Consider the following 26,565-nt stretch of genomic DNA (forward strand, 5'->3'; position numbering starts at 1 on the left):
TCACGGTCTCGTGACACAGATTTCGTGGGCGTTACAAAATGCGCACAAGCATCAGCTACGACCTTCGCTATCCGCTACGGCAATCGCTGCGGCGGATAGCTGACGGTGTAGCGAACTGTTTGTCCACAGGTGGCGAGATCATCCACAGGCGACGCGAATACCGGTGTTCGCACCGCGTCTGCACCACGACGATCGGGCACGGTTGTCCGCATGCGACCGACACCTTTCCTGCGGACCACCGCTCTCGCTTCCGGGATGACCGACTCCGAGATCCGTCGTGCGGTACGCGCCGGTGAACTCGAGCGACTCGAACCCGGCGTCTACCTCCACCGCGACGACTCCCTCGACGAACTCGATCGCTATCGCGTGCGCGTGCGATCCGTCGGGGCAGTGCTCGCGCCCGGCACGGTGATCAGCCACGAGTCCGCCGCCGTCCTGCACGGGCTCGCCCTGTGGAAGCCGGATCTCACACGGGTCCACGTCACCCGCGGCAGATCGGGTGGTGGTCGGAGGAACGCGAACCGTCACCTGCACGTCGCCCCTCTGCGTCCTCACGACCTGTCGGAGGTCGCGGGCATAGCGTGCACCTCGCTCGCCCGGACCGTCGTGGATCTCGCCTGCACACTCGACTTCGACGAAGCCGTGATCGCGGGTGATTGTGCTGCGGCTCGTGATGCCGAGTTCGGCTCCGCGTTGCTCTGTTGTCTCGACGAGTCCGGGCCGCGTAGGGGTATCGCCGCGGCGCGACGCGTGGCTGCATTTCTCGACGGTCGCAGCGAGAGTCCGGGAGAATCGCTGAGTCGCATCCGGATGCATCAGGCCGGCATGCCCGCACCGACGCTCCAGAAGGAGATACGAACACCCGACGGGCAGTTCGTCGCCCGGGTCGACTTCCTCTGGGAGGACGAAGGAGTCGTCGGTGAGTTCGACGGGATGGGCAAGTACGACAAGGGAGGCGTCGAGGCCCTACGGAACGAGAAGCGACGGGAGGACGCCCTGCGCGACCTCGGCTTCGAAGTGGTCAGGTGGACGTGGCCCGAACTGTCCCGGTTCGACGTCGTCCTCGCTCGCTTCGACCGTGCTGTCGCCCGTGCGTGGCGGTAACCGCTACCCTCCCAGCTATGTGCCGCATCTGCTTCCGCTGCGGATGGCAAACAAGCGAGCGGATGCGTCAGATGGGGTCGAGGACCGAGCCCATCACGCGCTCGACTGCGATCTCGATGACGACGCGGCGGGGGTTGGGGCGGGGTTCGCGGTAGCGGGCGGCGTAGCGACGCTCGCCCTCGCGGACGTCGGCCGGCTCGCGCGTAACGCGGGCCGGGCCCTCGAGGGTGAGCCAGCGACCGCCGTCGACCTGGCTCACCACCGCGTAACCCCCGCGCTCGACGTTGAGGGTCTTCTGGGAGCCCTCGAAGGTGATGACGCGGGCGAGGCCGGCCTCGCCGTCCCACGTGAACCCGACGGCGACGACGTGCGGCGAGCCGTCCTTGCGGAGGGTCGTGAGCGTCGCGAGGTGGTACTCGGACAGGAACTCGAGTGCCTTCGCGCCTATCGAGTCGGGGGTGCGTGCCATGCGACGAGCCTACCGACGCTCAGCGCACCAGATACGGCGAGACCGACGAGCGGTGCTCGTTGATGTCGATCTCCTTGCCCAGGGGAGGGAAGGCGCGCTGCGGGCAGTTCATCCGCTCGCACACGCGGCAACCCGAGCCGATCGGCGTGCCGGGATTGGACTCGTCGAGGTCGAGACCGTCGGCATAGACGAGGCGATGCGCGTGCCGCAGTTCGCAGCCGAGACCGATCGCGAACGTCTTCGACGGCTGGCCGTAACGCGCGGCGCGACGCTCGACCGTGCGCGCGACCCACAGATAGCGACGACCGTCGGGCATCTGCGCGATCTGCGTCATGATCTTGCCGGGATAGGCGAAGGTCTCGTAGACGTTCCACAACGGGCACGTGCCACCGCTGGTGGAGAAGTGGAAACCGGTGGCGGACTGGCGCTTCGACATGTTGCCCGCGCGGTCGACGCGCACGAACGAGAACGGGACGCCCCGCAGCTTCGGACGTTGGAGTGTCGACAGCCGGTGCGCGATCGTCTCGTAGCTGACGCCGTAGAAGGCCGACAGGCGTTCGACATCGTAGCGGAAGTCCTCTGCGATCTCGTGGAACTGCGTGTACGGCAGGATCAGTGCGGCCGCCCAGTAGTTGGCGAGCCCGAGCCGGGCCAGCGCGCGTGAGGCATCGCTCGTGAACGAACCCTCCGCGACGAGGCGGTCGATGAGCTCTCCACACTCCAGGTACGCGAGTTCGATGGCCAGCTTGAAGACCTGCTGCCCGCCGGACAACTGCGGCGCGACCTCCAGGACACGGGTCTCGGGGTCGTAGCGGTGAAGGATGTTCTCGCCGAGGTCGATGCGCTTGACGATCTGCACATCGTGGACCGTGGTCATGCGGCGAGCGATCTCGCCCCCCACGTCGCCGCGGTGGAACCGGATGCGGTTGGCCAGCTCCTCGGCCGCGGTGTCGAGATCGTGCAGGTAGTTCTGCCGCTGGTAGAAGTAGTCGCGGACCTCCTCGTGGGGCATGGTGATCGCACCGCTGCCGCTGCCGTCGCTGTACCTCTCCTCGGTCGCGACGGCGAGCTGCGCGGTGGTGTTGCGGAAGCGCCGGTGGAGATTGACCATCGCGCGCGCCAGAGTGGGGTGGGCTGCGACCATCTCGGCGATCTCCTGGGCGTCGGCCTCGATGCCCATCTCCCGGTCGAGCGCGACCTCCCGCATCTCCGCGATCAGACGGGTGTCGTCCTGCGAGGAGAAGAAGGTGGCGTCGACCCCGAAGACCTCGCTGATCCGGAGCAGGACGGGCACCGTCAGCGGCCTGACGTCGTGCTCGATCTGGTTGAGATAACTCGCCGAGATCTCGAGGGTCTTGGCGAGCGCGGCCTGGCTGAGTCCTCGCTCGGTGCGTAGCTGCCGCAGCCGGGCGCCTACATAGGTCTTGGCCATTCGCCCAGGGTAGAACTGCCTCGCAGCCTTCGCAAGGCAGCGTTCGCAGCGTGTTAATCGACAGATACCGGTGGGGCCTCGAGGCCGAACCACGAGCCCGGCGCGAACGCCTCGAAGTGAATCGACTCGGGGGATACCCCCGACGCGACGAGATCCGAGCGGATGGCACGCATGAACGTGATCGGACCGCACACATAGGTGCGGGCATCGCCCGGAATCGTCAGCCCGGACAGTGGAGTTCGTCCGTCGCTGCGGATCTCGTCGTACTCGGTGTAGCGCACGTGCAGCCGGGCGTCCGGCAACGAGTCGACCAGGATGGCGAGTTCGGTCCGGTGCGGTTGCTCGTAGGGGGTGCGGTCGACGTGGACGACGTCGACGCTCCGGCCGTCGCCCCGGGACTGCATGTCGCGCAGCGCCGCGATCGTCATCGTCACGCCCACGCCCGCCGAGGCGAGCAGCAACGGTTCGCTGCCCCTGTCGACGACGACGCTGCCGAACGGCGGCGACACGAGGAGGTGATCGTCGACGCCCAGGCCGTCGCACAGCACGGGGGAGACGAGTCCGCCCGGCACGCGCTTGACGGTGACGGCCCACTCGCCGCTCGTCCTGCCCGGGAAGACGGTGTACTGGCGGATCTGCTCGGAGCCGTTCGGCAGCGCGACCCGCACCGAGATGTACTGGCCGGGAAGGAAGGCCGGCAGCGGCCGACCGTCGACGGAGCGGAGGTGGAAGGTGGCCGCGTGCGCGCCGTCGTACTCGTGTTCGGTGACGACAACCCGACGCCAGATGTCACCGGGGGCCACACCGGCCCGCCGGTACAGCTCCGTCTCCTGCTCGACGAGCGAGTTCGCCATCAGCGTGTACACCTCGTGCCAGGCCACGGCGACCTGCGGTGTGACGGCGTCGCCGAGCACCTCGGCGATCGCGGCGAACAGGTGGGTCCGCACGATCCCGTAGTGCGCGGCCTGTACACCGAGGGACGCATGTTTGGCGGCGATCCGCTCCATGATCGGGTCGATGTCGGTCGGTGCGTGGGTGACCAGCAGTGATGCGAAAGCGGCGACCGAGTCGGCGAGCGCCCGTTGCTGGGCCCCGTTGGCCTGGTTGGTGCGGTTGAAGGTGTCCCGCAGGGACGGGACGGCCCGGAAGAGCCGGTTGTAGAAGACACGTGAGATCGTGCCGATCTCGGCGCCGACCACCGGCAGGGTCGCTTCGACGATCGACCGCGACGTACTCGAGAGAATGTCGACTCCTCGTGTTCGGGGGCTGTTCTGCCGGGGCCCTGACACACGAAGGCACTACGATGCACCGGCCCCGATCCGGCCCGAGACATGTTACGGATGGGATTCCAGGGGTCAATGGGGATCACAAACCACGATCACCGTTTGTGAAGGCAGTCACAGGCAGGTGTCCGATCCGTCCCGAGGTGGGGGAGTCGGCGGGACGAGGCGTCCCGGCGGTGTGGGCCGGACGGCAGCGGCAAAAGCCGAGGTAGTTACTACTCGCGGGTAATAAACCCGTGCCCGATTCGGGTAGTTGGACCGACCATCGATTGGCAATCTTCGCAATGGCTGCGACGAAAATAGCCGAGATTGGCATTAGCAACAGGTAGACGGGCTTTTTGGACTGTGTCATTGTCGTTCTTGTACATCCGAACGGCACGCAAAGGATGTGAAGTCGTACACGCGTACTGCTTCATCCCGAGCGGGGCAGATCTAGAGAGTGGAGATTTGATGTCGACCACCGGCACCCCGAGGACTGCAGAAGAGATCCAGAAGGATTGGGACACCAATCCGCGCTGGAAGGGGATCACCCGCAACTACACCGCCGAGCAGGTCGCCAAGCTGCAGGGCAACGTCGTCGAGGAAGCCACCCTCGCTCGCCGCGGTTCCGAGATCCTGTGGGACCTCGTCAACAACGAGGACTACATCAACTCGCTCGGCGCCCTCACCGGTAACCAGGCGGTCCAGCAGGTCCGCGCCGGCCTGAAGGCCATCTACCTCTCCGGTTGGCAGGTCGCCGGCGACGCCAACCTGTCCGGCCACACCTACCCGGACCAGTCGCTGTACCCGGCGAACTCGGTTCCGCAGGTCGTCCGCCGTATCAACAACGCGCTGCTGCGCGCCGACGAGATCGCCAAGGTCGAGGGCGACACTTCCGTCGACAACTGGCTCGCTCCGATCGTCGCCGACGGTGAGGCCGGCTTCGGTGGCGCCCTCAACGTCTACGAGCTGCAGAAGGCCATGATCGCGGCCGGCGTCGCCGGTTCCCACTGGGAGGACCAGCTCGCGTCGGAGAAGAAGTGCGGTCACCTCGGTGGCAAGGTGCTCATCCCCACGCAGCAGCACATCCGCACCCTGACCTCGGCTCGCCTCGCGGCCGACGTCGCGGACGTCCCGACCGTGGTCATCGCCCGCACCGACGCCGAGGCCGCGACCCTCATCACCTCCGATGTCGACGAGCGTGACCGCCCGTTCATCACCGGTGAGCGCACCGCCGAGGGCTTCTACCACGTCAAGAACGGCATCGAGCCCTGCATCGCCCGTGCGAAGGCCTACGCTCCGTACTCCGACCTCATCTGGATGGAGACCGGTGTTCCGGACCTCGAGGTCGCCAAGAAGTTCGCCGAGGGCGTCCGCAGCGAGTTCCCGGACCAGCTGCTGGCCTACAACTGCTCGCCGTCCTTCAACTGGAAGGCTCACCTGGACGACGCGACCATCGCGAAATTCCAGAAGGAGCTCGGCGCGATGGGCTTCAAGTTCCAGTTCATCACCCTCGCCGGCTTCCACTCGCTCAACTACGGCATGTTCGACCTGGCGCACGGCTACGCCCGCGAGGGCATGACGGCCTTCGTCGACCTGCAGGAGCGCGAGTTCAAGGCGGCCAAGGAGCGCGGCTTCACCGCCATCAAGCACCAGCGTGAGGTCGGTGCCGGTTACTTCGACACCATCGCCACCACCGTCGATCCCAACACCTCCACGGCTGCCCTGAAGGGCTCCACCGAGGAAGGCCAGTTCCACTAGGAACCAGCGCCACCCCGAGGTCCACCACCCCGCGGCGGGATCCACAGGTCCCCATGTCCTGCCGCGGGGTGCGTGCGTATCCGGAGCAGTTCGAAACGCGCGCACCCGACGGGTCCTCGCTTGTACTTCCGGCCTCGGCCACGACCCCCACAACGAGAAGGAGCTGACGTGACCAGCGAAAAGATTCAGCGCGTCGGCGTGATCGGCGCCGGCATCATGGGCGCAGGTATCGCCGAGGTGTGCGCACGCGCTCATGTCGACGTACTGGTGTTCGAGCAGACCCGCGAACTCGCGGCTGCCGGACGTGCCCGGATCCTCCGGTCGCTGGACCGGGGCGTGAGCAGCGGAAAGATCACCGAACGGGAGCGTGAGCAGGCCGCATGGCGTCTGCGCTTCACCTCCGATCTCGGTGACTTCGCCGATCGGCAGCTCGTGGTGGAGGCCGTCGTCGAGGACGAGAAGGTCAAGAGCGAGATCCTCGCGGAGCTCGACAAGATCGTCACCGATCCCAACGCGGTGCTCGCCTCGAACACCTCGTCGATCCCGATCATGAAGCTCGGTATCGCGACCGGTGCGCCCGAGCGTGTCATCGGCATGCACTTCTTCAACCCTGTTCCGGTGCTCCCGCTCGTCGAGCTCGTCACCACCCTGAAGACCAGCCCCACCGTCGCCGAGCGCGCCGAGGCGTTCGCAGCCGACGTACTGGGCAAGCAGGTCGTGCGGTCCTCCGACCGTGCAGGTTTCATCGCCAACGCACTGCTGGTGCCGTACCTGCTCTCGGCGATCCGGATGGTCGAGTCCGGCTTCGCCACCAAGGAGGACATCGACAAGACGATGGTCCTGGGTTGCGCCCACCCGATGGGTCCGCTCGCCCTGACCGACCTGGTCGGTCTGGACACCGTCAAGTCGATCGCCGACTCCATGTACGAGGAGTTCAAAGAGCCCCTGTACTCGGCCCCGCCGCTGCTGCAGCGCATGGTCGAGGCGGGACTCGTCGGCAAGAAGTCGGGCGCCGGCTTCTACGAGTACGCCGACAACGGTCGCACGGTCAAGAAGGCCGGCTAGCCAGGTAGCACCACCGCACACGGCGCCCGTGCCCGGCGACAGTGTTCCGAACACTGGTCACCGGTGCACGGGCGCGACGTGCATGAGGGAAAGGTCGACGCCGACATGGCAACTCTCGCCGACGGATACGGATCGAGCATCCTCGGGTACCCGCGCATCGGGCCCCGCCGCGAGCTCAAGTTCGCCCTCGAGGCCTACTGGCACGGTGAGGGCACGCACGACGAACTTGTCGCGGTCGCTCGCGAGCTCCAGGAGAACACCTGGCGCGAGCTCGCAGCCACGGGTCTGACCCAGGTACCCGGCAACACGTTCTCCTACTACGATCACGTCCTGGACAACGCGCTGTTGTTCGGCGCGCTGCCCGAGCGGTTCCGTCCACTGGCCGATGAGCTCGACCCGCTCGATCTGTACTTCACGCTGTGCCGTGGCCGCGAGGACTTCCCGCCGCTCGAGCTGGTGCGCTGGTTCGGCAGCAACTACCACTACCGCCAGCCCGAACTCGACGAGAACACCGTCTTCGAGCTGAATTCGGCGGCCGTACTCGACGAGTTCGAGCGTGCGAAGGCCGAGGGTATCGAGCTGCGGCCGGTGGTGCTCGGCCCGGTCTCGCTGCTGCTGCTGTCGAAGGTCGCACCGACGTCGACGAAGGAGGGTTTCCGCACCCTCGACCTGCTCGACGCGCTGCTCCCCGAATACGAGAAGCTCTTCGAGCAGCTCGCCCGTGCCGGTGCCACCTGCGTGCAGCTCGACGAGCCGTCGTTCACCGAGGACCGCAGCGAGGAGGAGCTCGCAGCCCTCGCGCGTACCTACGACGCGCTCTCGCACGCTCCGCTGCGTCCGCGTCTGCTCGTGACCGGCCCGTACGGGCATCTCGGTGAGGCACTGCCGATCCTGGCCGCGTCGAAGATCGAAGCGATCGGCCTGGACCTGGTCAACGGCCGCATGAGCGCGGACGAACTGGCCGCAGTGCCCGGACTCAAGCGCAAGCGCATCTACGCCGGTGTCGTCGACGGCCGCAACGTGTGGAAGGTCGACCGCCGCCGCACCCTCGACTACCTGAAGTCGCTCGCCGCGGTCGCACCGGATCTCGTCGTGTCGACCTCGTCCTCGCTGCTGCACGTGCCCTACGACCTGCTCGTCGAGTACGACATCCCCGGTGACGTCGCCGACCGTCTCGCGTTCGCGAAGCAGAAGGTGGGGGAGGTGGTCTCCCTTGCCAAGGCGCTCACGACCGGAGCCGAGGAGCGGTGGCGCAAGCCGCCCGTGTCGGTGCACTTCAAGCAGAAGCACACCGTCCGTGCACGTCTGAACGCGGTCACGCCCGCCCATCGGGTGCGCGCGCCGTACGAGGAGCGCCGCGCCGCGCAGCAGAAGCGACTGGATCTGCCGCCGGTGCCGGTGACAACCCTGGGGTCGTTCCCGCAGACCGCGGAGATCCGCAGGGCACGAGCGGAACTCGCTCGTGGCCGGATGTCGTACGGCGAGTACGTCAAGCGGATCCAGGAGGAGATCGAGTCCACCATCCGTCTGCAGGAGGACATCGGTCTCGACGTCCTCGCCCACGGCGAGCACGAACGCAACGACATGGTGCAGTACTTCGCCGAGCTGATGGAGGGCTTTGCCACCACGCACTTCGGCTGGGTGCAGGCCTACGGTTCGCGCTGCACGCGTCCGCCGATCCTCTACGGCGACATCGTGCGGCCGAAGCCGATGACGGTCGAGTGGATCTCGTTCGCGCAGTCGCTGACCGACAAGCCGGTCAAGGGCATGCTCACCGGTCCGGTGACGATGCTGGCGCGTTCCTACGTGCGTCAGGATCAGCCGCTCCACGAGACGGCCGACCAGCTCGCGCTGGCCATCCGCGACGAGATCGCCGATCTCGAGCGGGCGGGCATCGCGATCATCCAGGTCGACGAACCGGCCATCCGGGAACTGTTGCCGCTGCGGCAGGACGGGCGCTCCGAGTACCTCGACTGGGCCGTCGACGCCTTCCGTCTCGCCACCGGTGGCGCGAAGCCGGAGACGCAGATCCACACGCACCTGACCTATTCGGGTCAGGTGTCGGTGGTCGACGCGATCGAGCGGCTCGACGCCGACGTCACGGCGATCGTGGCGACACGCTCGATCCGCTGGGTGCTCGAGGCGATCAAGGACCGCGCGCTGTCCCACGGTGTCGGTCCCGGTGTCTACGAGTCCCGCTCGGCCCGGATCCCGAACATCGACGAGCTCGACGAGTTGCTCAGCGAGGCGGCGGAATCGGTGGAACTCGACCGCTTGTGGGCCAATCCGGACGGTGGTCTCAAAACCCGTCACCACTGGCAGCTCGAGCCGTCGCTGCGCAACCTCGTCGCTGCGGCGCGACGACTGCGCCGCCGGGCGACACACCGGTCCGACCAGGCCGGATAGTCGAACCGTCTCCACGACGTGCACCTGCGGGAGTCCCCCGCGGGTGCACATCGTCGCGAGGCGGAGTAGTTGTGGAGGAATGACGTCCACAACCGGTACGACCACCGTCGCCGCATACGCCGCCACCGCGCCCGACGCGCCCCTGTCGAAGACCACCGTCGAACGACGTGCCCTCGGCCCGCTCGACGTGCTCATCGCCATCGAATTCGCCGGCATCTGCCATTCCGACATCCACACCGCCCGGAACGAGTGGGGCGGAACCAAGTACCCGATCGTGCCGGGCCACGAGATCGTCGGCACCGTCGCCGCCGTCGGTTCCGGTGTCACGAAGCACGCCGTCGGAGACCGCGTCGGCGTGGGTTGCTTCGTGAACTCCTGTGGTGAATGTGAGCCCTGCCGAACAGGATTCGAGCAGCACTGCACCAGTCGGGTGACGGGAACCTACAACTCCGTCGACCGCGACGGCTCCGTCACCCAGGGCGGCTACTCGACACACATCGTCGTCACCGAACACTTCGTCCTGAGGATTCCCGACGGACTCGACCCGGCCGCCGCGGCGCCTCTGCTGTGCGCGGGAATCACCCTGTACTCGCCGCTGAAGCGGTGGAATGCCGGGCCGGGGAGCAAGGTCGCGATCATCGGCATGGGCGGTCTCGGGCATGTCGGAGTGAAGATCGCGGCAGCGATGGGTGCGGAGGTGACCGTGCTCGGTCACTCGCTGTCGAAGCGGGACGACGGCCTGCGCTTCGGTGCGGTCGACTACCGGTCCACCGAGGACGAGTCGACCTTCAAGGAGTTGCGCGGGAAGTTCGATCTGATCCTCAACACCGTCTCGGTCAACCTCGACCTCGACCGCTACCTGTCGTTGCTGCGGCTGCACGGCACCCTCGTCGGCCTCGGCCTGCCCGAGAAGCCGCTGTCGGTGCGGGCGTTCTCGCTCGCGATGAACGATCGTGCGATGGCCGGATCGAATGTCGGCGGAATCCCCGACACGCAGGCGATGCTCGACTTCTGCGCAGAGCACGGCATCGGTGCGGAGATCGAGCTGATCTCCGCGGACCGTATCAACGAGGCATACGACCGTGTGGTCGCCAGTGATGTGCGCTATCGCTTCGTGATCGACGCCTCGACGTTCTGACCGCGTCGACGTCCCGGGCACGGGAGCCCGGGACGTCGACCCGTCAGAAGTTGTCGCCGAGCTGATCGCGGAGCTGCGCGAGGGTCTTCGTGAGCAGACGCGACACGTGCATCTGCGAGACACCCACGCGCTCGGCGATCTGCGTCTGCGTCATGTTGCCGAAGAAGCGCAGCAGCACGACCGTGCGTTCGCGGGCCGGAAGGGCCTCGAGCAGCGGACGCAGCGCCTCGTGGTTCTCGACCTCGTCGAGCGCGGCGTCGTAGTCGCCGAGCGTGTCGGCGAGGGTGAGCCCGTCGTCGCCGGACGGGGACGACCGGTCGACCGACACGGTCTGGTAGGCGTTGCCGGCCACGAGACCCTGCAGCACCTCCTCCTGATCGATGCCGAGTACCTCGGCGAGCTCGGAGGCGGTGGGTGCACGTCCGAGCTGCTGGGAGAGCTCGGACGTGGCCTTGCTCAGGGACAGATGCAGTTCCTTCATGCGTCGCGGCACACGAACCGCCCAGCCGGCGTCACGGAAGTGCCGGCGCACCTCGCCCATGATCGTGGGGACCGCGAAGGAGACGAAATCCGAACCGCGTTCGGGGTCGAAACGGTCGACCGCGTTGACCAGGCCCAGGCGCGCGACCTGCAGCAGATCTTCGAAGGCCTCACCACGGCCGTCGAAGCGCCGGGCGATGTGCTCGGCGAGCGGCAGGCACCGCTCGACCACTGCGTCGCGGATGCGGATGCGACCGGGGTCGCCCTCCTCGAGTGCGAGGAGTGTTCTCAACGTTTCGGTGACGTCGGCGTACTCGTCGCTCGACCTACCCGTGTTGCGCGTCACCGATCGGCGCTGCCTTCGGCGATGGACATGTCGATCGTGGCGCGCGAGTCGTCGCTCGTCACCGAGATGGACTCGGTCAGCGAGTTGAGCACGTGCCATCCGAAGGAGCGCGGCTGCCCGATCTCGGAGGCGTCGTTCGTGGGCGCCGACAGGCTGATGTGCAGCAGCGGGAGAGCCGCCCGGAACGAGCACGCCAGGATCGCGTCCTCGGGTGCGCCCATGATCAGCCGCGTGGCCGCTTCGTCGACGGCGAGCTTCACATCCGCAACGGTATCGAGGTCGAAGTCGTGCTGCAGCGCGATCGCGGCGGCTACCGCTCGGAGCACTGCGAGCTGGTCGGGATGGGCCTCTACTCGAAGTTCGACTACCGGGGGATTGTGGTCGCGTGCCGATTCGATCGACGCGGATTTTGCCATGAGCCTGATGTCTCCAGTACGGGGAGTGGGGGTACGAGCGGGTCGTGTCTGTCTGGTCGTCGGAGAGATTACCCAGATACCGCGAATTCAATCCATCCACCGTGACCTGGGCAGGGGGCCGCAACATTCCCGAAATGCACGATCGCGTGTTGAGTGCCCGTGGTTCGTGGACTACTGTGGCGGCAGAAGGTTGAGCACACAGCCGAGAACACGGAAGCACCCCTGTTTCGGGAGGGTTCCGATCGGTCACCGGTTGTGCCTGTCTCGTAGGTCGTGCTTCCTGCAATTTTCGATGTTGGGAAGTGCTATGACAGTTCCTCAGCGAATTGCCGCACAGGTAGATTCCGTCCCATCCGGGTGGTCGGCTCGGCCGATCAGGTCCGACATTCCCGCAGAACGGGTCGTCGGCGCAGAATTCAGCGCGCAGAAGATCGAACCGGACCTCGTCTGGATCGACGTGCGAGGCGAGATCGACATCCGCAACGCACACGCTCTACACGCGTTCACCCATCGGCAGCTCGAAGAATCGATCCGTATGGTCGTCGATCTCGGAGCAGTCGAATTCTTCGGTGCGGCCGGGTTGTCGGCCTTCGACGATCTCGACGAACGTGCGCGTGCCCTGAACGTCCGCTGGGCACTTCTGAGTGGGCGACCGGTGGAACGGTTGCTCCGGGTCGCCGACGCGACCATCGCTTCCAAGGCATGCAGAACACGTGAAGCAGCGCTTGCTGCGCTCGCTCGCGTGAAGTAACAGGCCGGGAGAGCCGACCATACGGCGTGGCCGCAATCCGCCACGCCCCTCCATACCGTTGCCGTTCGGGTTTCCCGGGCGGCAACGGTTCTGTTCGGAGGGCATCTCCGATCCGCCGCTCGGCCCGAGGTGCCCGTTTCGTCACTTCGACCCGGGGGAACCCGCTGGTGAACCCGAGGAGGTCGAGATGAGCACGAACGACTGGATTCTGCTGGTGATAGCGGTGGTCGTCGCGTTGGTGGTAGTGGCGGTGCTGGGGTGGACGCTCCGCAACCGGCGTGCCGAGCGCCGGCGTGCCGAAGCCGAACGTCTGCGTCGCAGCGTCGAGGAGAACAGGCCGGGAGTCGAACAGCGGGCGGCGTCGGCCGAACGCACCGAAGCGGAGGCCCGTCGCGCCGCGGCGGACGCCGAAGCGAAGGCGGCCGAGGCGGAGCGGCTGCGCGCCCGCTCCGAGGAGGAACGTCGTACCGCCGAAGCGGCACGAGCCGAACTCGACGAGCGTCGTCGCCGGGCGGAAGAGCTGGATCCCCGTTCGGCGGAACACGCCGAGCGCGGTGATCACCGCGCGGATCCGGTTCCGCGGACGGCAGGTTCGTCGGATCAGGTCCCGAACACCGTGCCGGGCGACGAGGCCGGCCCAGCGGGCGCACACCGGAACGATCAGGACTTCCGTCGCTGATCGTTCCGGCGTCTGTAGAGGTTCGACGGGCGCTACTGCACGCCGGTCCGTGCGGTCCGGTGTGCAGTACGCCGGACCGGCACGCAGCGTTCGTAGGCGCGAAGGGTGTCCTCCGCCACGCGATCCCAGGTGTACCGGGCGAGAACGCGGTCGCGTCCGGCGATACCGAAGGTGGCGCGTGTCGTCGCATCGGAGAGAAGCCGGCGCGCGGCGGCCGCGACGGCCTCGGGGGAGCGGGTGGGCACGAGAAGGCCGGTCGCCTCGTCGAGCACGGTGTCGAGCATTCCACCGGAAGCAGTTGCGATGACCGGGCGACCGCACGACATCGCCTGCAGGGCGAGCATCCCCGACGGATCGTGCCAGGGAGTGGAGACCACGGCGTCGGTGGACAGGAGGAGACCGGGCATCTCGTCCCGCCCGACATCGCGGCGGATCCGGACGCGTCCCTGCACACCGCGTACGCGTGCGAGCTTCACGAGTCGGGACTTCTCCTGCTCGTCCGCTCGGCGCGACGAGTACGGGGGAGCGGGATGCGCGGCGATGATCAACTCGGTGTCGGGAATGCCCGCCAGCGCTTCGATGGCGATGTCGAATCCGGAGCTCAGTTCGAGAGGGCCGGCTGCGAGCAGACGATGCTTGCGGGTCCTCGTGGTGTCGGGAGCGGCAGCGGTGCTGTAGTGCACGGCGTCCACGCCGCTCGGCACCACCGTGGTCCGCGTGCGGGGAAGTCCCATGCGCGCCAGCTCGAACACCTCGTCGGAACTCGTCGCGATCATGCGTGTCGCGCCCCGGGCGAGGAGCCGCTCCAAGCGGATTCGGTCGCGCGCGGACGCGTCCATCGCAGTCTTCTCCCGGATCCGGTGCTCGACCGTGCCGAGGGAATGGAAGGTCTGAACCGTGGGGATGCCCAGCGAACGGGTGGCGAGCTGCGTGGCCAGTCCGGACAGCCAGTAGTGGGCGTGGGTGATGTCCGGTGGCCGCTGGCGCCACTCCCGATCCAGGAAGCTCCCGAATTCCCCCATCGCAGAGGCGGTTTCGTCGGGACGCAGCGGGGACGGTGGTCCTGCCGGTACCTGCACCACCTCGTATCCACCGGGGGCGGAGATCCGGTCGGGGTCGTCGCGGTCCTCGCGGCGTGTGTAGACCACCACCTCGTGACCGGCCCCGGCGAGGGCGGACGACAGTTCGGCCAGGTGGACGTGAAGTCCTTGCGGCGGCGCATCTGCGTGCGCGCCGTGACCGAGCAGGGGATTCACTTGTCCGGCAACCATCGCGATCTTCACCACAGCGGTATTCCCGTGTGTGGTGGGGGATAAACCGGTCACGGCGCGCCGGTACGAACCGAAATACGCTGCTGCCCCACCTGTTCGTTCGTGTGGGGTCCCGGATCAGATGATGGCGCGGGCGGAGATGGTGGCGTAGACGACCATCAGCACCAGCAGTACCCATCCCGCACCCTGCCAGATCGGCCAGCGACCGCCGCGCTTCCACGTGCGGTAGGCCGTCAACAGTGCGCCGAGTCCGCCGAGCAGGAGCACGAGTGTGGGTCCGAAGACCAGGATCTGGCGGGCGGGATCGGTGCACACCGCGAATGCGGCGTCGCTGCAGTCCTGTCCGGAGTTCGTGCCCCAGAGGATGGCGACGCCCATCACCACGAGCGCAGCGACGATCACGCCCCCCGCGTACATCGTGGCCTTACGGGCCGTCCGGGGGTCGTTCCAGCGTTTCTCCACATCCTGGGTCATGGCTCTCCTTCTCGTGGCCGAACGGTGCACGCGCGATGGCGGCGCACGCGCGTAACGGCCGGCGTGACGCGCTCTCCGAGTACCCCCGGCCAGGTCGCCCAATCCGGATGTGCGGTGGTCGCCCCACGAGAGGTGGGGTGAGCCGGGCGTCAGGCGTGCTGGTGCACGGTCATGAAGACGTGGCCGAAGTGGCTCCGATGCTGTTCGGCGAGGGCCGGCAAGGACGTGATCTCGTGTACGAGTCGTTCGGCCAGTGCCCGCAGTTCGACGTCCGTCTCCTGCGAGCGCCAGGCGCCGCCGGACCCGGATTCATCCCCGCCCGATCCGACCTTGGAGAGTTTCGTCCGTTAGGGCCGGATCAGGGCGCTCGGTGCGTTTGTTCGGTTTCCCCCTCGGGTATTGCTACCCGGCCGGACGGTCCGGCATATGAGACGGATCGAGGTGAGGTCGTGCGATTGGTGAGTCTCGTGGTCCTGATCTGGTTGATCATCGGTGCGGTGGCGGCCGGTCAGCGCGGCTACTTCAGCGACTCGGACCAGAATTGCAGCAGTCTCGCGACAGTGGCAGTCACGGTGGTGGCCGGGCCGCTCAACTACGCGGGCGTCAATCCCCAGGTCGAGTGCGAGGTGCCGCAGCCGAGCGGGTAGGTCCGCATTCCTTCGGGTCTGTCGCTGTTCGAGGTGCGGAGCGTGCGGGTCCTCTTCCGACAGATGTCGGAGAGGACCCGCACGCCTAGCTTCCGGAGGCGGTGACGTGCGCACCCGAGGTGGCCCGCAGATCCTCGAGGAAGGTGCGCGACCAGCGGGCGACGTCGTACTCCATGACGTGCGCGTGCATGGTCTTCATGCGCTTCTTCCGTTCGGCCGGGTCCTCCTCTATCGCTTCCACGATCGCGCGCTTGACGCCTTCGAGATCGTGTGGGTTGACCAGAAGAGCGCGGCGGAGTTCGGCTGCCGCCCCGGCGAATTCGCTGAGCACCAACGAACCGCTGCCGTCGGGGTGGCAGGCGATGTATTCCTTGGCGACGAGGTTCATGCCGTCGCGCAGGGGAGTGACCAGCATGACATCGGCACCGGTGTACATCGCGAGCAGTTCGTCGCGGTCGACCGAGGCATGGAGGTAGTGGACGACGGGGGAACCGAGCCTGGCGAACTCGCCGTTGATCCGACCCACTTCGCGCTCCACCTGGTCGCGGAGTTGTGCGTACGCCGTCAAACGCTCGCGGCTCGGCGTGGCCAACTGCACCATCACGACCTTCTCGGGATCGAGGATGCCTTCGGCGAACAGCTCGTGCAGGGCCTCGAGACGTACGTCGATCCCCTTGGTGTAGTCGAGCCGGTCGACGCCGAGCAGCATGACCTCCGGATCGCCCAGGTCCCTGCGGATCTCGGCGGCACGCTCCTGAACGGCGGTGTCGCGGGAACGTTCCCGGAGCTGCGCGGAGTCGATGGAGATGGGGTAGGCACCGACACGAACCTGCCGGTCGCCGAGAACGATGGTGCCGCCCGACGAGGTCCCGCGCGGTGCCGGAAGTCCGAAGAGCCGGTTGGCGAGATAGAGGAAGTTCTGTGCCCCGCCGGGGAGATGGAAACCGACGAGATCGGCGCCGAGCAGACCGTCGACGATCGCCTTCCGCCACGGCAACTGCAGGAACAGTTCGGTAGGCGGGAAGGGGATGTGGAGGAAGAAACCGATCGTGACGTCGGGCCGGAGTTCACGCAACATCCGGGGAACGAGCTGGAGCTGGTAGTCGTGCACCCACACCGTCGCCCCGGGGGCAGCGGCACGGGCCGCGGCCTCGGCGAATCGCTGATTGACCGCGCGATAGGTCCGCCACCACCGGCGGTCGAAAGTGGGTGGGATGAGCGCGTCGTGGTAGAGCGGCCACAGAGTGTCGTTCGAGAAACCCTCGTAGTACTCCTCGACCTCCTGGGAGGACAACTCCACCGGATACAGCGAGAGCCCGTCCTCCTCGAAGGGATCGACCGTCACGTCGGGAGTGCCGGGCCAGCCGACCCAGGCGCCACTGTTGGACCTCAGGACGGTCTCCATCGCGGTCACCAGGCCACCGGGGCTGCGTCGCCAGACCGGCGGGCCACCGTCGGTCGGCGTCTCGAGATCCACCGGCAAACGGTTGGCGACCACGACGAAATCGTCGGAGTTCGGTTCGTTCATAATCCCGCCTTCGTGCAACTGCCTTACGGCGAACCAATCCCACATGTTCGAAATCGACTACTTCTTGTTATCAAGGCGGGTAGGGGGCCGCAAATTGCGTGCACCGCTGCGGGCCTTCGACCAGCAGTTCTCCGGAAAATCAGCTTTCGCTCGGCAGGGGAGCAGCCGGGTTGTCGAACATTTCGTCGATACGCTTCTTGATCTCCGCGGTACTGAATCGCACGCCCTGGTGGAGGGTTGCGGGCGGGAAGAAGGTGGCGCCGGAAACGGGGCTCTGCTCGAGCATCGTCGAGGTCCTTTCGGAAAACAGGCGGAGATGGACCGGGACCTTTGTGGTCGCGGTCGGTGAAGTGACGAGGATCGGCCTGCGTCGTGGCCCGAACGATTCAGCTCGCGGGGTTCGCCGCGAAGAGATCTATGAGTGCCTTGCAGAATGCCGGCAGGTCGCCGGGGTTGCGGCTCGAGACCAGGTTGCGATCGACGACCACCTCTTGATCGACGACGTTTCCGCCGGCGTTGCGGATGTCGGTACGAACGCTCGGATACGACGTGAGGGTGCGGTCGCGCACCACGTCGGCCTCGACGAGCATCCACGGTCCGTGGCAGATCACGCCGACCGGGCGCCCGGAGGTGACGAACTCCCGCACGAACGACACGGCCTTGTCGTCCTGGCGCAGCTGATCGGGATTCGTGGTTCCACCGGGAAGCACCAGGCCGTCGAAGTCGCCGGGGGAGACCTCCGAGACGAGGTGATCGACGGTGTATTTCCCTGCGGCGTTGACGTCCTTCTCCATTGCCTGGATCTCGCCCTGCTCGATCGAGACGAGTCGGACCGTGGCGCCCTCGTCCTCGAGAGCTTTACGCGGCTCGACGAACTCGACCTCCTCGACTCCGTTCGTCGCGAGAATTGCGATGGTCAGTCCGGACAGTCGTGCCCCATCGGCGGAATTCATGTTCGTGTGTCCTTTCTCGACTGCTGTCAGAATTACCCGGCTCGGATGGCGTGAAACGCGGGCTCTCACGCCTTTTTCCACCCTCGGCGTCACCTGGGGGAAAGGTTGCCGGTCGCGGGCCCCTCCAGCAGAGTGCCGTCGGCAGTGAATCGGGAGCCGTGCAGCGGGCAGTCCCACGACGACTCCGCGTCGTTCCACCGCAGGATTCCGCCGAGGTGCGGGCAGACCGCGCTCACGCGGTGCGTCCGGCCGTCGACCGTGGACACGCCGACGGGACGTCCGCAACTGCGTACCACCCGTCCCTGTCCTTCTTCCGGCTTTGATCCGGAGGACGTCGCGGCCTGCAACCAGCCCTTGGCCATGTGCAATGCGACGGTGGCATTGAGTTTGGCTGCGGTGGGAATGCCGGTCACCAGTTCGGTGCGCCATGCCGCCATGGCGGGCGCCCACGCCTCGACCTCGGGATCCGGCGACTCCGAGAACCGGGACGCGATGATGTGCGCCGCCGCGACCCCGCCGGTCATACCCCACTTGCCGAAGCCGGTCGCCACCCAGATCCGGTCGGCACCGGGCAGGACGGGCCCGACCTCGGGGAGGCTGTCCATGTTCGTGTAGTCCTGCGCCGACCACCGGTACAGTTCGTGGGCGCCGGGGAAGGTCCGTTGACTCCATCGCAGCAGGTCGTCGTATGCGGAGCGGGTCGAATCGTGCCGGCCGACGACGTGTCCGTTGCCGCCGACAAGCAGTAGTCGATCCGCCGACGAGGACGTTCCCGCCGCAGAGGCGGTGCGGAGCGACCGGGTGGGACTGTCCGCGGACAAGAACATCCCTTCCGGCGGGCCACCGGGCACTTCGACGGCGATGGAGTACGAGCGGTCGGGTTCCATCCTGGCGAAGAATGCACCGCGGTCCAGGATGGGGATGCCGGTTGCAAGTACGACGCGATCTGCACGGATGTTGCCGTCGTCGGTGCGGACGATGCATCCTGCGTCCTCGGTGTCCACGGTCTTCACGCGCCGCCCGACGAACACTTCGGCGCCGCACGCACGCGCCCGGTCGACCGCCGTGAACAGAATGGGCATGGGATCGACCTGCACCTGGTCGGGAATCGTGACTGCCGCGGCCACGCCGAAGGGCAGCGGGATCTCACCGACCCTCTCGGCCGGTAACCCGGCGGCGCGGCAGTGGTGGTATTCCGCGTCGATCATGCTCACGTTCGACGGATCCTGCGCGTAGGTATAGGCGTCCGCACGGTCGAAGTCGAGTCCGTGCCGCGTGCAGAAATCGACCACCCATCGTTGTGCCGCGAGGGTGCCGTCGACATATCCCTGACGGATCGCACCGGAATGTCTGCGGCCGATCTGCGACAGGCGTGTGCCCTGCAGGACGCTGACCTTGCCGGTGGTGTTCCCGGTGGTCACCGCCCCGATGTCCCGGGCTTCGAGCACCGCAACGCGTAGTCCCCTCTCAGCGAGGAGCAGCGCCGTCACGGTGCCCGTGATCCCGGCGCCGACGACCACGATGTCGTAGCGCTCCCGGCGGGCCGTCCAGTCGTCGTACGTCGCGATGTGCGGGGCGCGATCCCGCCAGAGGGACACCGTGGTCTCGGTAGGCATACGCGCTGGTTACCTCCCCGGCCGGACCGGTAAACGGGGCGCTGCGGGAGCCTCTCGCATCGTTGTTTCCGGTTCGTGATCCGAACCGGGTGTTTCGATGCCGGACAGGTGTGGGTAAACCGCAGTACCACGTCGCGTAAGGCGAAATAAATCAACCGGTTTCGTGGGTGTCCCACGGGAGGTTCCAGTGCTGTCTTCTGAGATCGACGATTTCGGTGGAGGTGAGGGCGTCAGCCGCACCCACCGAGGTGGAAGCGTGCGCTCCCGAGTCGTTCGGGGCGCGGTACGCGCACTCGCGAAGCCGGTCGTCGGGGCATGGATGGCCCGGCCCGACCTCGCGTGGCCACTGTCGGTCGTCGACGGCGCTGCGTCCCTCCTCCCCAAGCCCTCCGGAGCCCAGTACGTGGACGTCGACCTGGGCGCGTGCAGTGCAGAGTGGATCCGCGCGGAAGGACGATCGACCAAGCGCGCGGTGCTGTACCTGCACGGTGGCGCGTTCCTGATGTGCGGATTGAACACTCATCGTTCGCTGGCCGTGAGCCTGTCGGATCGCGCCGACGGCGCGGTGCTCAGCGTCGACTACCGCATGCTGCCGAACGCTCCCCTCGCACACGCGGTGGACGACGCGGTACGCGGTTACGAGTGGTTGTGCGAGAAAGGCTATCGGGGAGAGGACATCGTCGTCGCAGGCGACTCCGCCGGAGGATACCTGTCGTTCATGACGGCCCTGGCCATCGCGGAATCCGATCTGCCCCGCCCCGCCGGAATCGTCGCGCTGTCGCCCCTCGTCGACCTCGATTCCGATCGTCGCGCCGAACACGACATGCAGGCGGCCTGCCCCATGTTCCCCGGATCGGCCGTGCAGTCGCTCGTACGCTACATCGAGGGCACCCATACCCGTCTGACCGTCGACGGGGAGCCCGGACCGCTGATGTGCCCGCTCGACAACGACCTCAGTGTGCTGCCCCCGGTGATGATCCACGCCGGTCACGACGAATTGCTGCGCAGCGACGCAGAATCCATGGCGCGGGCCGTGCGGGAGGCAGGGGTCAGCTGTGACCTGCACCTGTGGCGACACCAGGTGCACGCCTTCCCGATCTTCGCCGACAGCGTTCCCGAGAGCCGGCGTGCGCTCGCCGAGGCCGGCCGGTTCGTGCAGTCCGTGACGGACACGACCGGTCGTGCGCAACGGTCCGTCGTCACGCCGATCTCTCGCTACGTCTCCGATTCCGCAGTCGCCTGAGCACTGCAGTGCTCTGAGAACTGCAGTGCTCTGAGAACTGTAGTGCTCTGAGAACTGCAGCGGCCCGAATCAATTGGAGTCGGGACCGCTCGGTCGCGGCACTCGTGACCGAGCGGTCCCGGAACCTTCTACAGCACCTACTGCTGCGAACTACCCGAGTGGGCGAATTCCAAGGTTCCGAGATCGGCTTCCGCCACCTCGAAAGGCATCGTCAGCACGGTCGCGGTCGCCCACCCCCGGCACACGAGAACGGCGTCGCTGTCGTGGGATTCGTCGAGTTCGACCGCCCGGAAGGTGACCGGCAAGGCGCGGGAGATGTCGCCGTCGTCCTCGACCTCCCCGATCTCGGCCTGGACGGCACCGAATCCTGCCAGAGGAGCACTGCGCAGTCCGCGTAACTCGTGGACGGGCATGTCGGGGATGTTGACGTTGAGAACCGTGCCCGGACGGCTGTGTTCGACGGCCCACTCGAGAGCGCGACGGGTCACCAACTCGGCGGTCTCCCACTGCGACGGAGCTGTCCCGTTGAGGGACAATGCGACCGCGCGGGCACCGTGGGTGGCCGCGGTCAGGGCTGCACCCACCGTGCCCGAATGCAGGATCGCGTGACCGGTGTTGGGGCCCAGGTTGATTCCGGATAACACGATGTCCGGTGCCGTCCCGAACGCGCCGTACGAGGCGAGGAAGGTGATCAACGCCGGAGATGCTTCCACCGCATAGGATTCCACCTCGGGCAGGTCGTCGAGCGGGCGACGGCTGAGCAGGAGTTTTCCTTCGTCCTGGAGAGCGGTCAAGGATGCGCTGGCGCCGCTGCGCTCGACATGGGGCGCCGCGACCTGCACGTCGAATCCCGCCTCGACGGCGAGGCGGGCGAGCAGGGCGAGACCGGGACTGTCGATGCCGTCGTCGTTGACGATCAGTGCTTTCATGAACGCTTCCCCTTCACCTTCCGGACCTCCACCTTCTCGGCCATCTTCTCCACAGCGCCACGATGCCCCGTCGCCAGACCGCGGCGCGTGACGTTGACCGCACCTGCTGCGGCGCCGAGACGCAGCGCGTCCTCGAACTTCGCGCCCGCGGCGTAGGCCGACGCGATGCCGGCGGTCATCGAATCTCCGGCACCGTGGTGGTCCACGGTCTGCACCGAGGGTGCCTCCACCTCCCAGATGGTTCCGTTGTCCAGTGCGATCGCCGGATCGCCGGCGCGGGAGATCACCACCGAGGCGGCACCTTCGTCGTGGAGACGGTGCAAGGCCTCGATGAGATCGTCGAGATCCTCGGACTTCGCGCGACCGTCCTCGATGAGATCCTCGTGGCTCACCTTCAGCACGGTCACCCCGCCTTCGAGGGCCGCACCGAGGGTGGGGCCGGACAGATCGGCGACGACCGGGATGCCGAGGGCTCCCAGATCGGCGCACAGGCGCGTGTACACCTCGCTCGGTACGGCGTCGTCGTTGTGCGGTCCGCCCAGCATCGCGACCTTCGCGCACATCGCGGACGCCAGCGACGCGCTGAACAGATCGTCGGTCTCGTGACGGGTGAGTGCCGGCGGGTCGATCTCCACGATCTCCTTCCGTTCGCCCTCGCGCCGGTCGTGGATGTAGGAACCGTTGGGTGATGCGGTCTCCACGGCATGCACCGTCACGCCTTCGCGGTTGATCATGTCGACGAGGATCGTGCCGGACTCGCCGCCGAACGGTCCGCACAGGTGCACGTCCATTCCCAGGGTCGCCGCCATGCGGCCGATCCAGAATCCCTGCCCGCCGGGATGGACGTGCAGTTCGGTGCTTCCGTCGGGTGCCTTCTCGAGGGTTACCGTGAGGAGCGGGGACGGCGCGAAGACGAAGGCGTACGGGTTGGAGGAGGGGGTGTTCTCGGCTTCCATGCCCGCCCGGATACCCCCTCCGAACAGCGATGACACCCGGCGTCGTGTGACACCTGCGGAAGCGGGGTATGCGTCTGCCGCAAGCGAGCTGTCGTCCAGAGGATGAGGAGCGGGCATGGCCAGGATCGCGACGATCGAGACTTCGGTGGCACCGGCGCGTGTATGGGAGATCCTCGCCGACGGCTGGCGGTACGCGGCATGGGTGGTGGGTGCGTCGCGCATCCGGGCCGTCGACCCCGCCTGGCCGCAACGGGACACCCGGATCCATCATTCGGTGGGTCTGTGGCCTCTCCTGCTCGACGACCACACCGAGGTCAGCGAGGTGGTGCCCGAACGGCAACTGGTGCTGCGCGCACGTGCCTGGCTGTTCGGCAAGGCCGAGATCGCGATCTCGCTCGAACCCACCCACGACGGCGGCACCCGCATCACGATGGCCGAACACGTCGTCGAAGGACCGTACGCCCTCGTCCCCGATCGCGTACAGGAGGAAATGGTGTTGCCACGGAACCAGGAATGCCTGAGACGGCTGGTGCTGCTCGCCGAAGGCGCCACCGAATGAGCGACGCGACGGTCGATGCGGTTGTCATCGGCGCCGGACCCAACGGTCTGACCGCCGCCGCGGTGCTCGCCGACGCCGGATGGGACGTCCTCGTACTGGAGGAACAACCCGAACCCGGTGGAGCGGTGCGCAGCGCAGAACTTCACCCGGGATACTGCGCCGATCTGTTCAGCGCGTTCTATCCGCTCGGTGTGGCCTCACCGGCCTTCCAAGCCCTCGATCTCGCGTCGCACGGCCTCCGCTGGGCGCGTTCCCCGAAGGCCTTCGGTCACCCGCTGGGCCCCGACGACGAGGACGCGATCGTCGTCTCTCCGGATCCGACCGACACGGCGGCCGACCTCGAGCGTCGCTACGTCGGTGACGGGGAAGCGTGGCTGGCGCTGTTCGACCAGTGGAAGCAGGTACGCGGCGCGCTTCTCGAACTGCTCCTCGGTCCGTTCCCGCCCGTCCGGGGTTCCGTGGACCTGCTGCGCACCATGAAGACGGGAGATCTGCTGCGCTACGCGCGCATGCTCGCGCTGCCCGTCACCCGGATGTCGTCGGAGTTGTTCGGCGGTTCGGCGGCGCGGCTGCTGCTCCTGGGCAATGCCATGCATGCCGACACACCGCCCGAGGCGCCCGGCAGCGGCGTGATGGGTTACATGCTCACGATGCTCGCGCAGGACGTCGGATTCCCCGCGCCGGTCGGCGGCGCGGGAGCGCTCACCGACGCGCTGGTCCGGCGCGGCGCCGCAGCGGGTGCCCAGCTGCGATGCGACTCGCCGGTCGTCGGCGTGGAGGTGCAGGGCGGGAAGGTCTCCGCAGTCCGGATCGCCGGTGGCGAGCGGGTGAAGGTGCGACGTGCCGTCCTCGCCGATACCTCGGCCCCGGCCCTGTACACGCGGCTCCTCCCGGCCGACGCCGTCGGGTCACGGGTACTCGACGACCTGCGCAAGTTCGAATGGGACACCCCGGTCGTGAAGGTGAACTACGCGCTCGACGGCCGCGTGCCGTGGCGTTCGCCCTCGTTGAGCGGGGCCGGCACGGTGCACGTCGGTGCCGATACGGACGCGATGATCCGGTGGTCGGCCGATCTGTCCACCGGGGTCGTCCCCGAGTCGCCCTTCCTCCTCTTCGGGCAGATGACCACCACCGACACGACGCGGTCGCCCGAGGGAACCGAAAGCTGCTGGGCCTACACACATCTGCCGCGGGGCATCACCGACGACGCGTCCGCCGACCACCTCGCCGAACGCGTCGACGCGCAACTCGAGGCCTACGCACCGGGTTTCGGTGCACGCGTGGTCGGCCGGCACGTCCAGCGACCCGGCGACCTCGAAGCGGCCGACGCAAATCTCGTCGGCGGCGCCGTCAACGGTGGAACCGCGCAGGTCCACCAGCAGTTGTTCCTGCGGCCCACTCCCGGTTTCGGCGGACCGCGGACCCCGGTCGAAGGGGTGTATCTCGCCAGCTCGGGTGCGCATCCGGGCGGGGGAGTCCACGGCATGGGTGGCTGGAACGCCGCTCACGCCGCACTCGCGGACGGCAAACGCACCGCTCCGGTGACCCGACGCGTGCGAAATGCCGCTCGCCGGGTGCTGTTCTCGTGATTGCTGGGCCTCCCACGCGGAACGGTGGCGTGTTTCACACGGAAGTCGCGCGGGTATCCGCCCGCGAACGGACGGATCCGGGTTTTCGGCCCGGGGTGGTGGAGATGCCGTCGAACTCGAGATACCGAGGTGGTGTGACGTGACAGCTTCCCTGGCGCTGGACGGATCGGATTCGCCGCGGGTATGGCGTCTTCCGGGGGTGTACCGCCCCCAAGAGGATTCGTATCTGCTCGCAGGCGCGCTTGCGGACGCAGGCGGTACGAAGGGTGCGAAGGTGCTCGACTTCTGCACCGGGACAGGGTTTCTGGCGGTGAACGCCGCCATGCTCGGTGCTTCGTCGGTGGCGGCCTTCGACATCAACCCGCGAGCCGTGTTCAGCGCCCGCGTCAACGCGTGGTCGCGCCGGCTGCCGATCCGTGCCCGGCAGGGAGGCCTGGACGAAGCGTTGCGCCACGGTCCGTTCGACATCGTCTTGTCGAATCCGCCGTACGTTCCGTGCGACGGGGAGAACCGCGACCCGCGCTGGGATGCCGGCGCCGACGGACGCTGCGTGCTCGATCCGTTGTGCGACAGCCTGCCCACCCTGCTCACGCCCGGCGGATTCGCGCTGATCGTGCACTCCGAGTTCACCGGTGTGGAGGCGACACTGTCCCGGCTGCGCGAGGCGGACCTCAAGGCATCCGTCGTCGCCCGCAGCCGTATCCCCTTCGGACCGGTCCTTCGCAACCGCACGGACTATCTGTACTCGTCGCAGCTGGCGGAGCCCGGGGCACTGACCGAGGAGGTGGTCGTCGTCCGCGCCGACCGCCCCCGCACGAGGAGTTGAGAACGTGAGCAAGGCACCGAAGATCACGCAGCTCACCGCCGACGGAGAGTGCGAAGCACGGGTCGTGCGGCAGGTGAGGGGCGGTCCCACCCTCGTCGAGGGCCCGGTGCGGATCGTCGAGGACGACGGCGCCGAGACGGTCTCGGACCGTTTCGTGGTGGCCGTGTGCCGGTGTCACCGCAGCGCGCTGTACCCCCTCTGCGACACCAGCCATCGCGCACTCCGCACGCCGAAAGCCGCGGCGCGCGCCGACACGTAGTCACCCGACGAATCTGCCGATCCGGGCCGGTCCCCGCACAGGGGCCGGCCCGGATGTCGTTCCGGGACCCGGTCCGTCCGTCCCTGTCGGGACCGGTCCGTAGAGGTACGGAAACGACGGATCCCGGGTGCAGTGAGCACCCGGGATCCGCAGTTCTGCTTCGTGCCGGACGTCTCCTTCCGGCACGGACGATCGGTAGGGGGTCAGTACCAATGCGCGCGTCCGCCGATCGCCCGGCCCGTCGCGCCCAGGATCGCAAGGATCACGCCGATCACCAGGAGTATCACTCCGAGTGTGGTGAGGATCGAGATACCCGTGAAGAACCCCACCACCAACAGAATCAGACCCAGAATGATCATTGTCGCCACCTCAGATGTCATGACCGAGACCTGGAAGCCTCGGTGCC

At 67.3% G+C, this 26,565-nt stretch carries 27 protein-coding genes; 13 read left to right on the forward strand and 14 right to left on the reverse strand.

The annotated features are described in order from the left end of the window. Positions 1-210: 210 nt before the first annotated feature. Positions 211-1,104 (forward strand): type IV toxin-antitoxin system AbiEi family antitoxin domain-containing protein, encoded by an 894-nt coding sequence (locus M3330_RS16960; RefSeq protein WP_024101772.1) that lies wholly within the window; start codon positions 211-213, stop codon positions 1,102-1,104. A 67-nt stretch (positions 1,105-1,171) separates the two neighbouring features. On the opposite strand, the gene M3330_RS16965 is transcribed toward M3330_RS16960, so the two are convergent. From M3330_RS16965 to M3330_RS16975, 3 genes are read right to left on the reverse strand one after another with little or no spacing between them, the layout of a single operon-like run. Continuing rightward, on the reverse strand, positions 1,172-1,573 hold the full coding sequence (locus M3330_RS16965) for a PPOX class F420-dependent oxidoreductase (protein ID WP_024101771.1): 402 nt from the start codon (positions 1,571-1,573) through the stop codon (positions 1,172-1,174). Positions 1,574-1,592: 19 nt separating this feature from the next. After that, on the reverse strand, positions 1,593-3,005 hold the full coding sequence (gene ramB / locus M3330_RS16970; RefSeq protein ID WP_006553582.1) for an acetate metabolism transcriptional regulator RamB: 1,413 nt from the start codon (positions 3,003-3,005) through the stop codon (positions 1,593-1,595). Between the two features lie 53 nt (positions 3,006-3,058). Further along, positions 3,059-4,204, reverse strand: coding sequence for a globin domain-containing protein (locus M3330_RS16975; protein ID WP_255028924.1), 1,146 nt, complete (start codon positions 4,202-4,204; stop codon positions 3,059-3,061). A 534-nt stretch (positions 4,205-4,738) separates the two neighbouring features. Here M3330_RS16975 and aceA point away from each other — a divergent pair. From aceA to M3330_RS16995, 4 genes are all read left to right on the forward strand, one after another. Then, the gene (aceA, locus tag M3330_RS16980; RefSeq protein ID WP_006553580.1) at positions 4,739-6,028 is read left to right on the forward strand and encodes an isocitrate lyase; all 1,290 of its coding nucleotides are present in this window, start codon (positions 4,739-4,741) and stop codon (positions 6,026-6,028) included. Between the two features lie 168 nt (positions 6,029-6,196). Beyond that, complete coding sequence (locus M3330_RS16985) at positions 6,197-7,093, forward strand: 3-hydroxybutyryl-CoA dehydrogenase (protein ID WP_019291147.1); 897 nt, start codon at positions 6,197-6,199, stop codon at positions 7,091-7,093. A gap of 105 nt (positions 7,094-7,198) precedes the next feature. Further along, positions 7,199-9,499, forward strand: coding sequence for a 5-methyltetrahydropteroyltriglutamate--homocysteine S-methyltransferase (gene metE / locus M3330_RS16990; RefSeq protein ID WP_255025610.1), 2,301 nt, complete (start codon positions 7,199-7,201; stop codon positions 9,497-9,499). 79 nt (positions 9,500-9,578) lie between these two features. Further along, entirely contained in the window at positions 9,579-10,637 is a 1,059-nt protein-coding gene (locus M3330_RS16995) for an NAD(P)-dependent alcohol dehydrogenase (protein ID WP_039585432.1), read from the forward strand. 43 nt (positions 10,638-10,680) lie between these two features. On the opposite strand, the gene M3330_RS17000 is transcribed toward M3330_RS16995, so the two are convergent. Beyond that, complete coding sequence (locus M3330_RS17000) at positions 10,681-11,463, reverse strand: SigB/SigF/SigG family RNA polymerase sigma factor (RefSeq protein WP_006553576.1); 783 nt, start codon at positions 11,461-11,463, stop codon at positions 10,681-10,683. Continuing rightward, on the reverse strand, positions 11,460-11,879 hold the full coding sequence (locus M3330_RS17005) for an anti-sigma factor (protein ID WP_006553575.1): 420 nt from the start codon (positions 11,877-11,879) through the stop codon (positions 11,460-11,462). Before M3330_RS17005 ends, M3330_RS17000 begins: the two co-directional genes overlap by 4 nt. Before the next feature lie 307 nt (positions 11,880-12,186). On the opposite strand from M3330_RS17005, the gene M3330_RS17010 reads away from it, so the two are divergent. After that, a complete protein-coding gene (locus M3330_RS17010; RefSeq protein WP_231413320.1) occupies positions 12,187-12,630 on the forward strand; it encodes an STAS domain-containing protein in 444 nt (147 codons plus the stop codon). 187 nt (positions 12,631-12,817) lie between these two features. Beyond that, on the forward strand, positions 12,818-13,309 hold the full coding sequence (locus M3330_RS17015; protein ID WP_006553573.1) for a hypothetical protein: 492 nt from the start codon (positions 12,818-12,820) through the stop codon (positions 13,307-13,309). Between the two features lie 32 nt (positions 13,310-13,341). On the opposite strand, the gene M3330_RS17020 is transcribed toward M3330_RS17015, so the two are convergent. After that, positions 13,342-14,580 carry a glycosyltransferase gene (locus tag M3330_RS17020; RefSeq protein ID WP_255025611.1) on the reverse strand — a complete coding sequence of 413 codons (1,239 nt, stop codon included), beginning with the start codon at positions 14,578-14,580 and terminating at the stop codon, positions 13,342-13,344. Between the two features lie 117 nt (positions 14,581-14,697). Beyond that, a complete protein-coding gene (locus M3330_RS17025) occupies positions 14,698-15,054 on the reverse strand; it encodes a hypothetical protein (protein ID WP_019291150.1) in 357 nt (118 codons plus the stop codon). Between the two features lie 449 nt (positions 15,055-15,503). Between M3330_RS17025 and M3330_RS17030 the strand changes: the two genes are divergently transcribed. Continuing rightward, positions 15,504-15,701: a hypothetical protein gene (locus M3330_RS17030; protein ID WP_019291151.1), complete on the forward strand. Its 198-nt coding sequence runs from the start codon at positions 15,504-15,506 to the stop codon at positions 15,699-15,701. Between the two features lie 85 nt (positions 15,702-15,786). Here the strand turns inward: M3330_RS17030 and M3330_RS17035 are convergent, their stop codons facing one another. The 4 genes from M3330_RS17035 to M3330_RS17050 form a co-directional block, all read right to left on the reverse strand. Beyond that, positions 15,787-17,229 carry a trehalose-6-phosphate synthase gene (locus M3330_RS17035; protein ID WP_255025613.1) on the reverse strand — a complete coding sequence of 481 codons (1,443 nt, stop codon included), beginning with the start codon at positions 17,227-17,229 and terminating at the stop codon, positions 15,787-15,789. Between the two features lie 139 nt (positions 17,230-17,368). Then, the gene (locus M3330_RS17040) at positions 17,369-17,515 is read right to left on the reverse strand and encodes a hypothetical protein (protein ID WP_255025614.1); all 147 of its coding nucleotides are present in this window, start codon (positions 17,513-17,515) and stop codon (positions 17,369-17,371) included. Between the two features lie 100 nt (positions 17,516-17,615). Then, positions 17,616-18,182, reverse strand: a complete 567-nt coding sequence (locus M3330_RS17045) for a type 1 glutamine amidotransferase domain-containing protein (protein WP_006553568.1) — start codon at positions 18,180-18,182, stop codon at positions 17,616-17,618. An 89-nt stretch (positions 18,183-18,271) separates the two neighbouring features. After that, entirely contained in the window at positions 18,272-19,798 is a 1,527-nt protein-coding gene (locus M3330_RS17050; protein WP_006553567.1) for an FAD-dependent oxidoreductase, read from the reverse strand. A gap of 187 nt (positions 19,799-19,985) precedes the next feature. On the opposite strand from M3330_RS17050, the gene M3330_RS17055 reads away from it, so the two are divergent. Next, positions 19,986-21,041 (forward strand): alpha/beta hydrolase, encoded by a 1,056-nt coding sequence (locus M3330_RS17055; RefSeq protein ID WP_041803435.1) that lies wholly within the window; start codon positions 19,986-19,988, stop codon positions 21,039-21,041. Between the two features lie 137 nt (positions 21,042-21,178). Here the strand turns inward: M3330_RS17055 and surE are convergent, their stop codons facing one another. Both surE and M3330_RS17065 read right to left on the reverse strand, forming a co-directional pair. Further along, positions 21,179-21,970 carry a 5'/3'-nucleotidase SurE gene (gene surE, locus M3330_RS17060; RefSeq protein ID WP_006553565.1) on the reverse strand — a complete coding sequence of 264 codons (792 nt, stop codon included), beginning with the start codon at positions 21,968-21,970 and terminating at the stop codon, positions 21,179-21,181. After that, positions 21,967-22,926 carry a 1-phosphofructokinase family hexose kinase gene (locus M3330_RS17065; RefSeq protein ID WP_024101762.1) on the reverse strand — a complete coding sequence of 320 codons (960 nt, stop codon included), beginning with the start codon at positions 22,924-22,926 and terminating at the stop codon, positions 21,967-21,969. Before M3330_RS17065 ends, surE begins: the two co-directional genes overlap by 4 nt. A gap of 115 nt (positions 22,927-23,041) precedes the next feature. Between M3330_RS17065 and M3330_RS17070 the strand changes: the two genes are divergently transcribed. The 4 genes from M3330_RS17070 to M3330_RS17085 all read left to right on the forward strand — a co-directional run bounded on the left by M3330_RS17070 (position 23,042) and on the right by M3330_RS17085 (position 26,159). Continuing rightward, on the forward strand, positions 23,042-23,485 hold the full coding sequence (locus M3330_RS17070; RefSeq protein WP_006553563.1) for an SRPBCC family protein: 444 nt from the start codon (positions 23,042-23,044) through the stop codon (positions 23,483-23,485). After that, a complete protein-coding gene (locus M3330_RS17075) occupies positions 23,482-25,074 on the forward strand; it encodes an NAD(P)/FAD-dependent oxidoreductase (protein WP_024101761.1) in 1,593 nt (530 codons plus the stop codon). The genes M3330_RS17070 and M3330_RS17075 overlap by 4 nt, the downstream gene beginning before the upstream one ends. A 199-nt stretch (positions 25,075-25,273) precedes the next feature. Then, entirely contained in the window at positions 25,274-25,900 is a 627-nt protein-coding gene (locus M3330_RS17080) for a HemK2/MTQ2 family protein methyltransferase (RefSeq protein ID WP_024101760.1), read from the forward strand. Between the two features lie 4 nt (positions 25,901-25,904). After that, on the forward strand, positions 25,905-26,159 hold the full coding sequence (locus tag M3330_RS17085) for a CDGSH iron-sulfur domain-containing protein (protein ID WP_024101759.1): 255 nt from the start codon (positions 25,905-25,907) through the stop codon (positions 26,157-26,159). 203 nt (positions 26,160-26,362) lie between these two features. Here the strand turns inward: M3330_RS17085 and M3330_RS17090 are convergent, their stop codons facing one another. Continuing rightward, a complete protein-coding gene (locus tag M3330_RS17090; RefSeq protein WP_006552398.1) occupies positions 26,363-26,518 on the reverse strand; it encodes a DUF6131 family protein in 156 nt (51 codons plus the stop codon). Positions 26,519-26,565 lie beyond the last annotated feature (47 nt).

The sequence above is a fragment of the Rhodococcus sp. GA1 genome, assembly GCF_024321955.1.
Taxonomy (GTDB): domain Bacteria; phylum Actinomycetota; class Actinomycetes; order Mycobacteriales; family Mycobacteriaceae; genus Rhodococcus; species Rhodococcus pyridinivorans.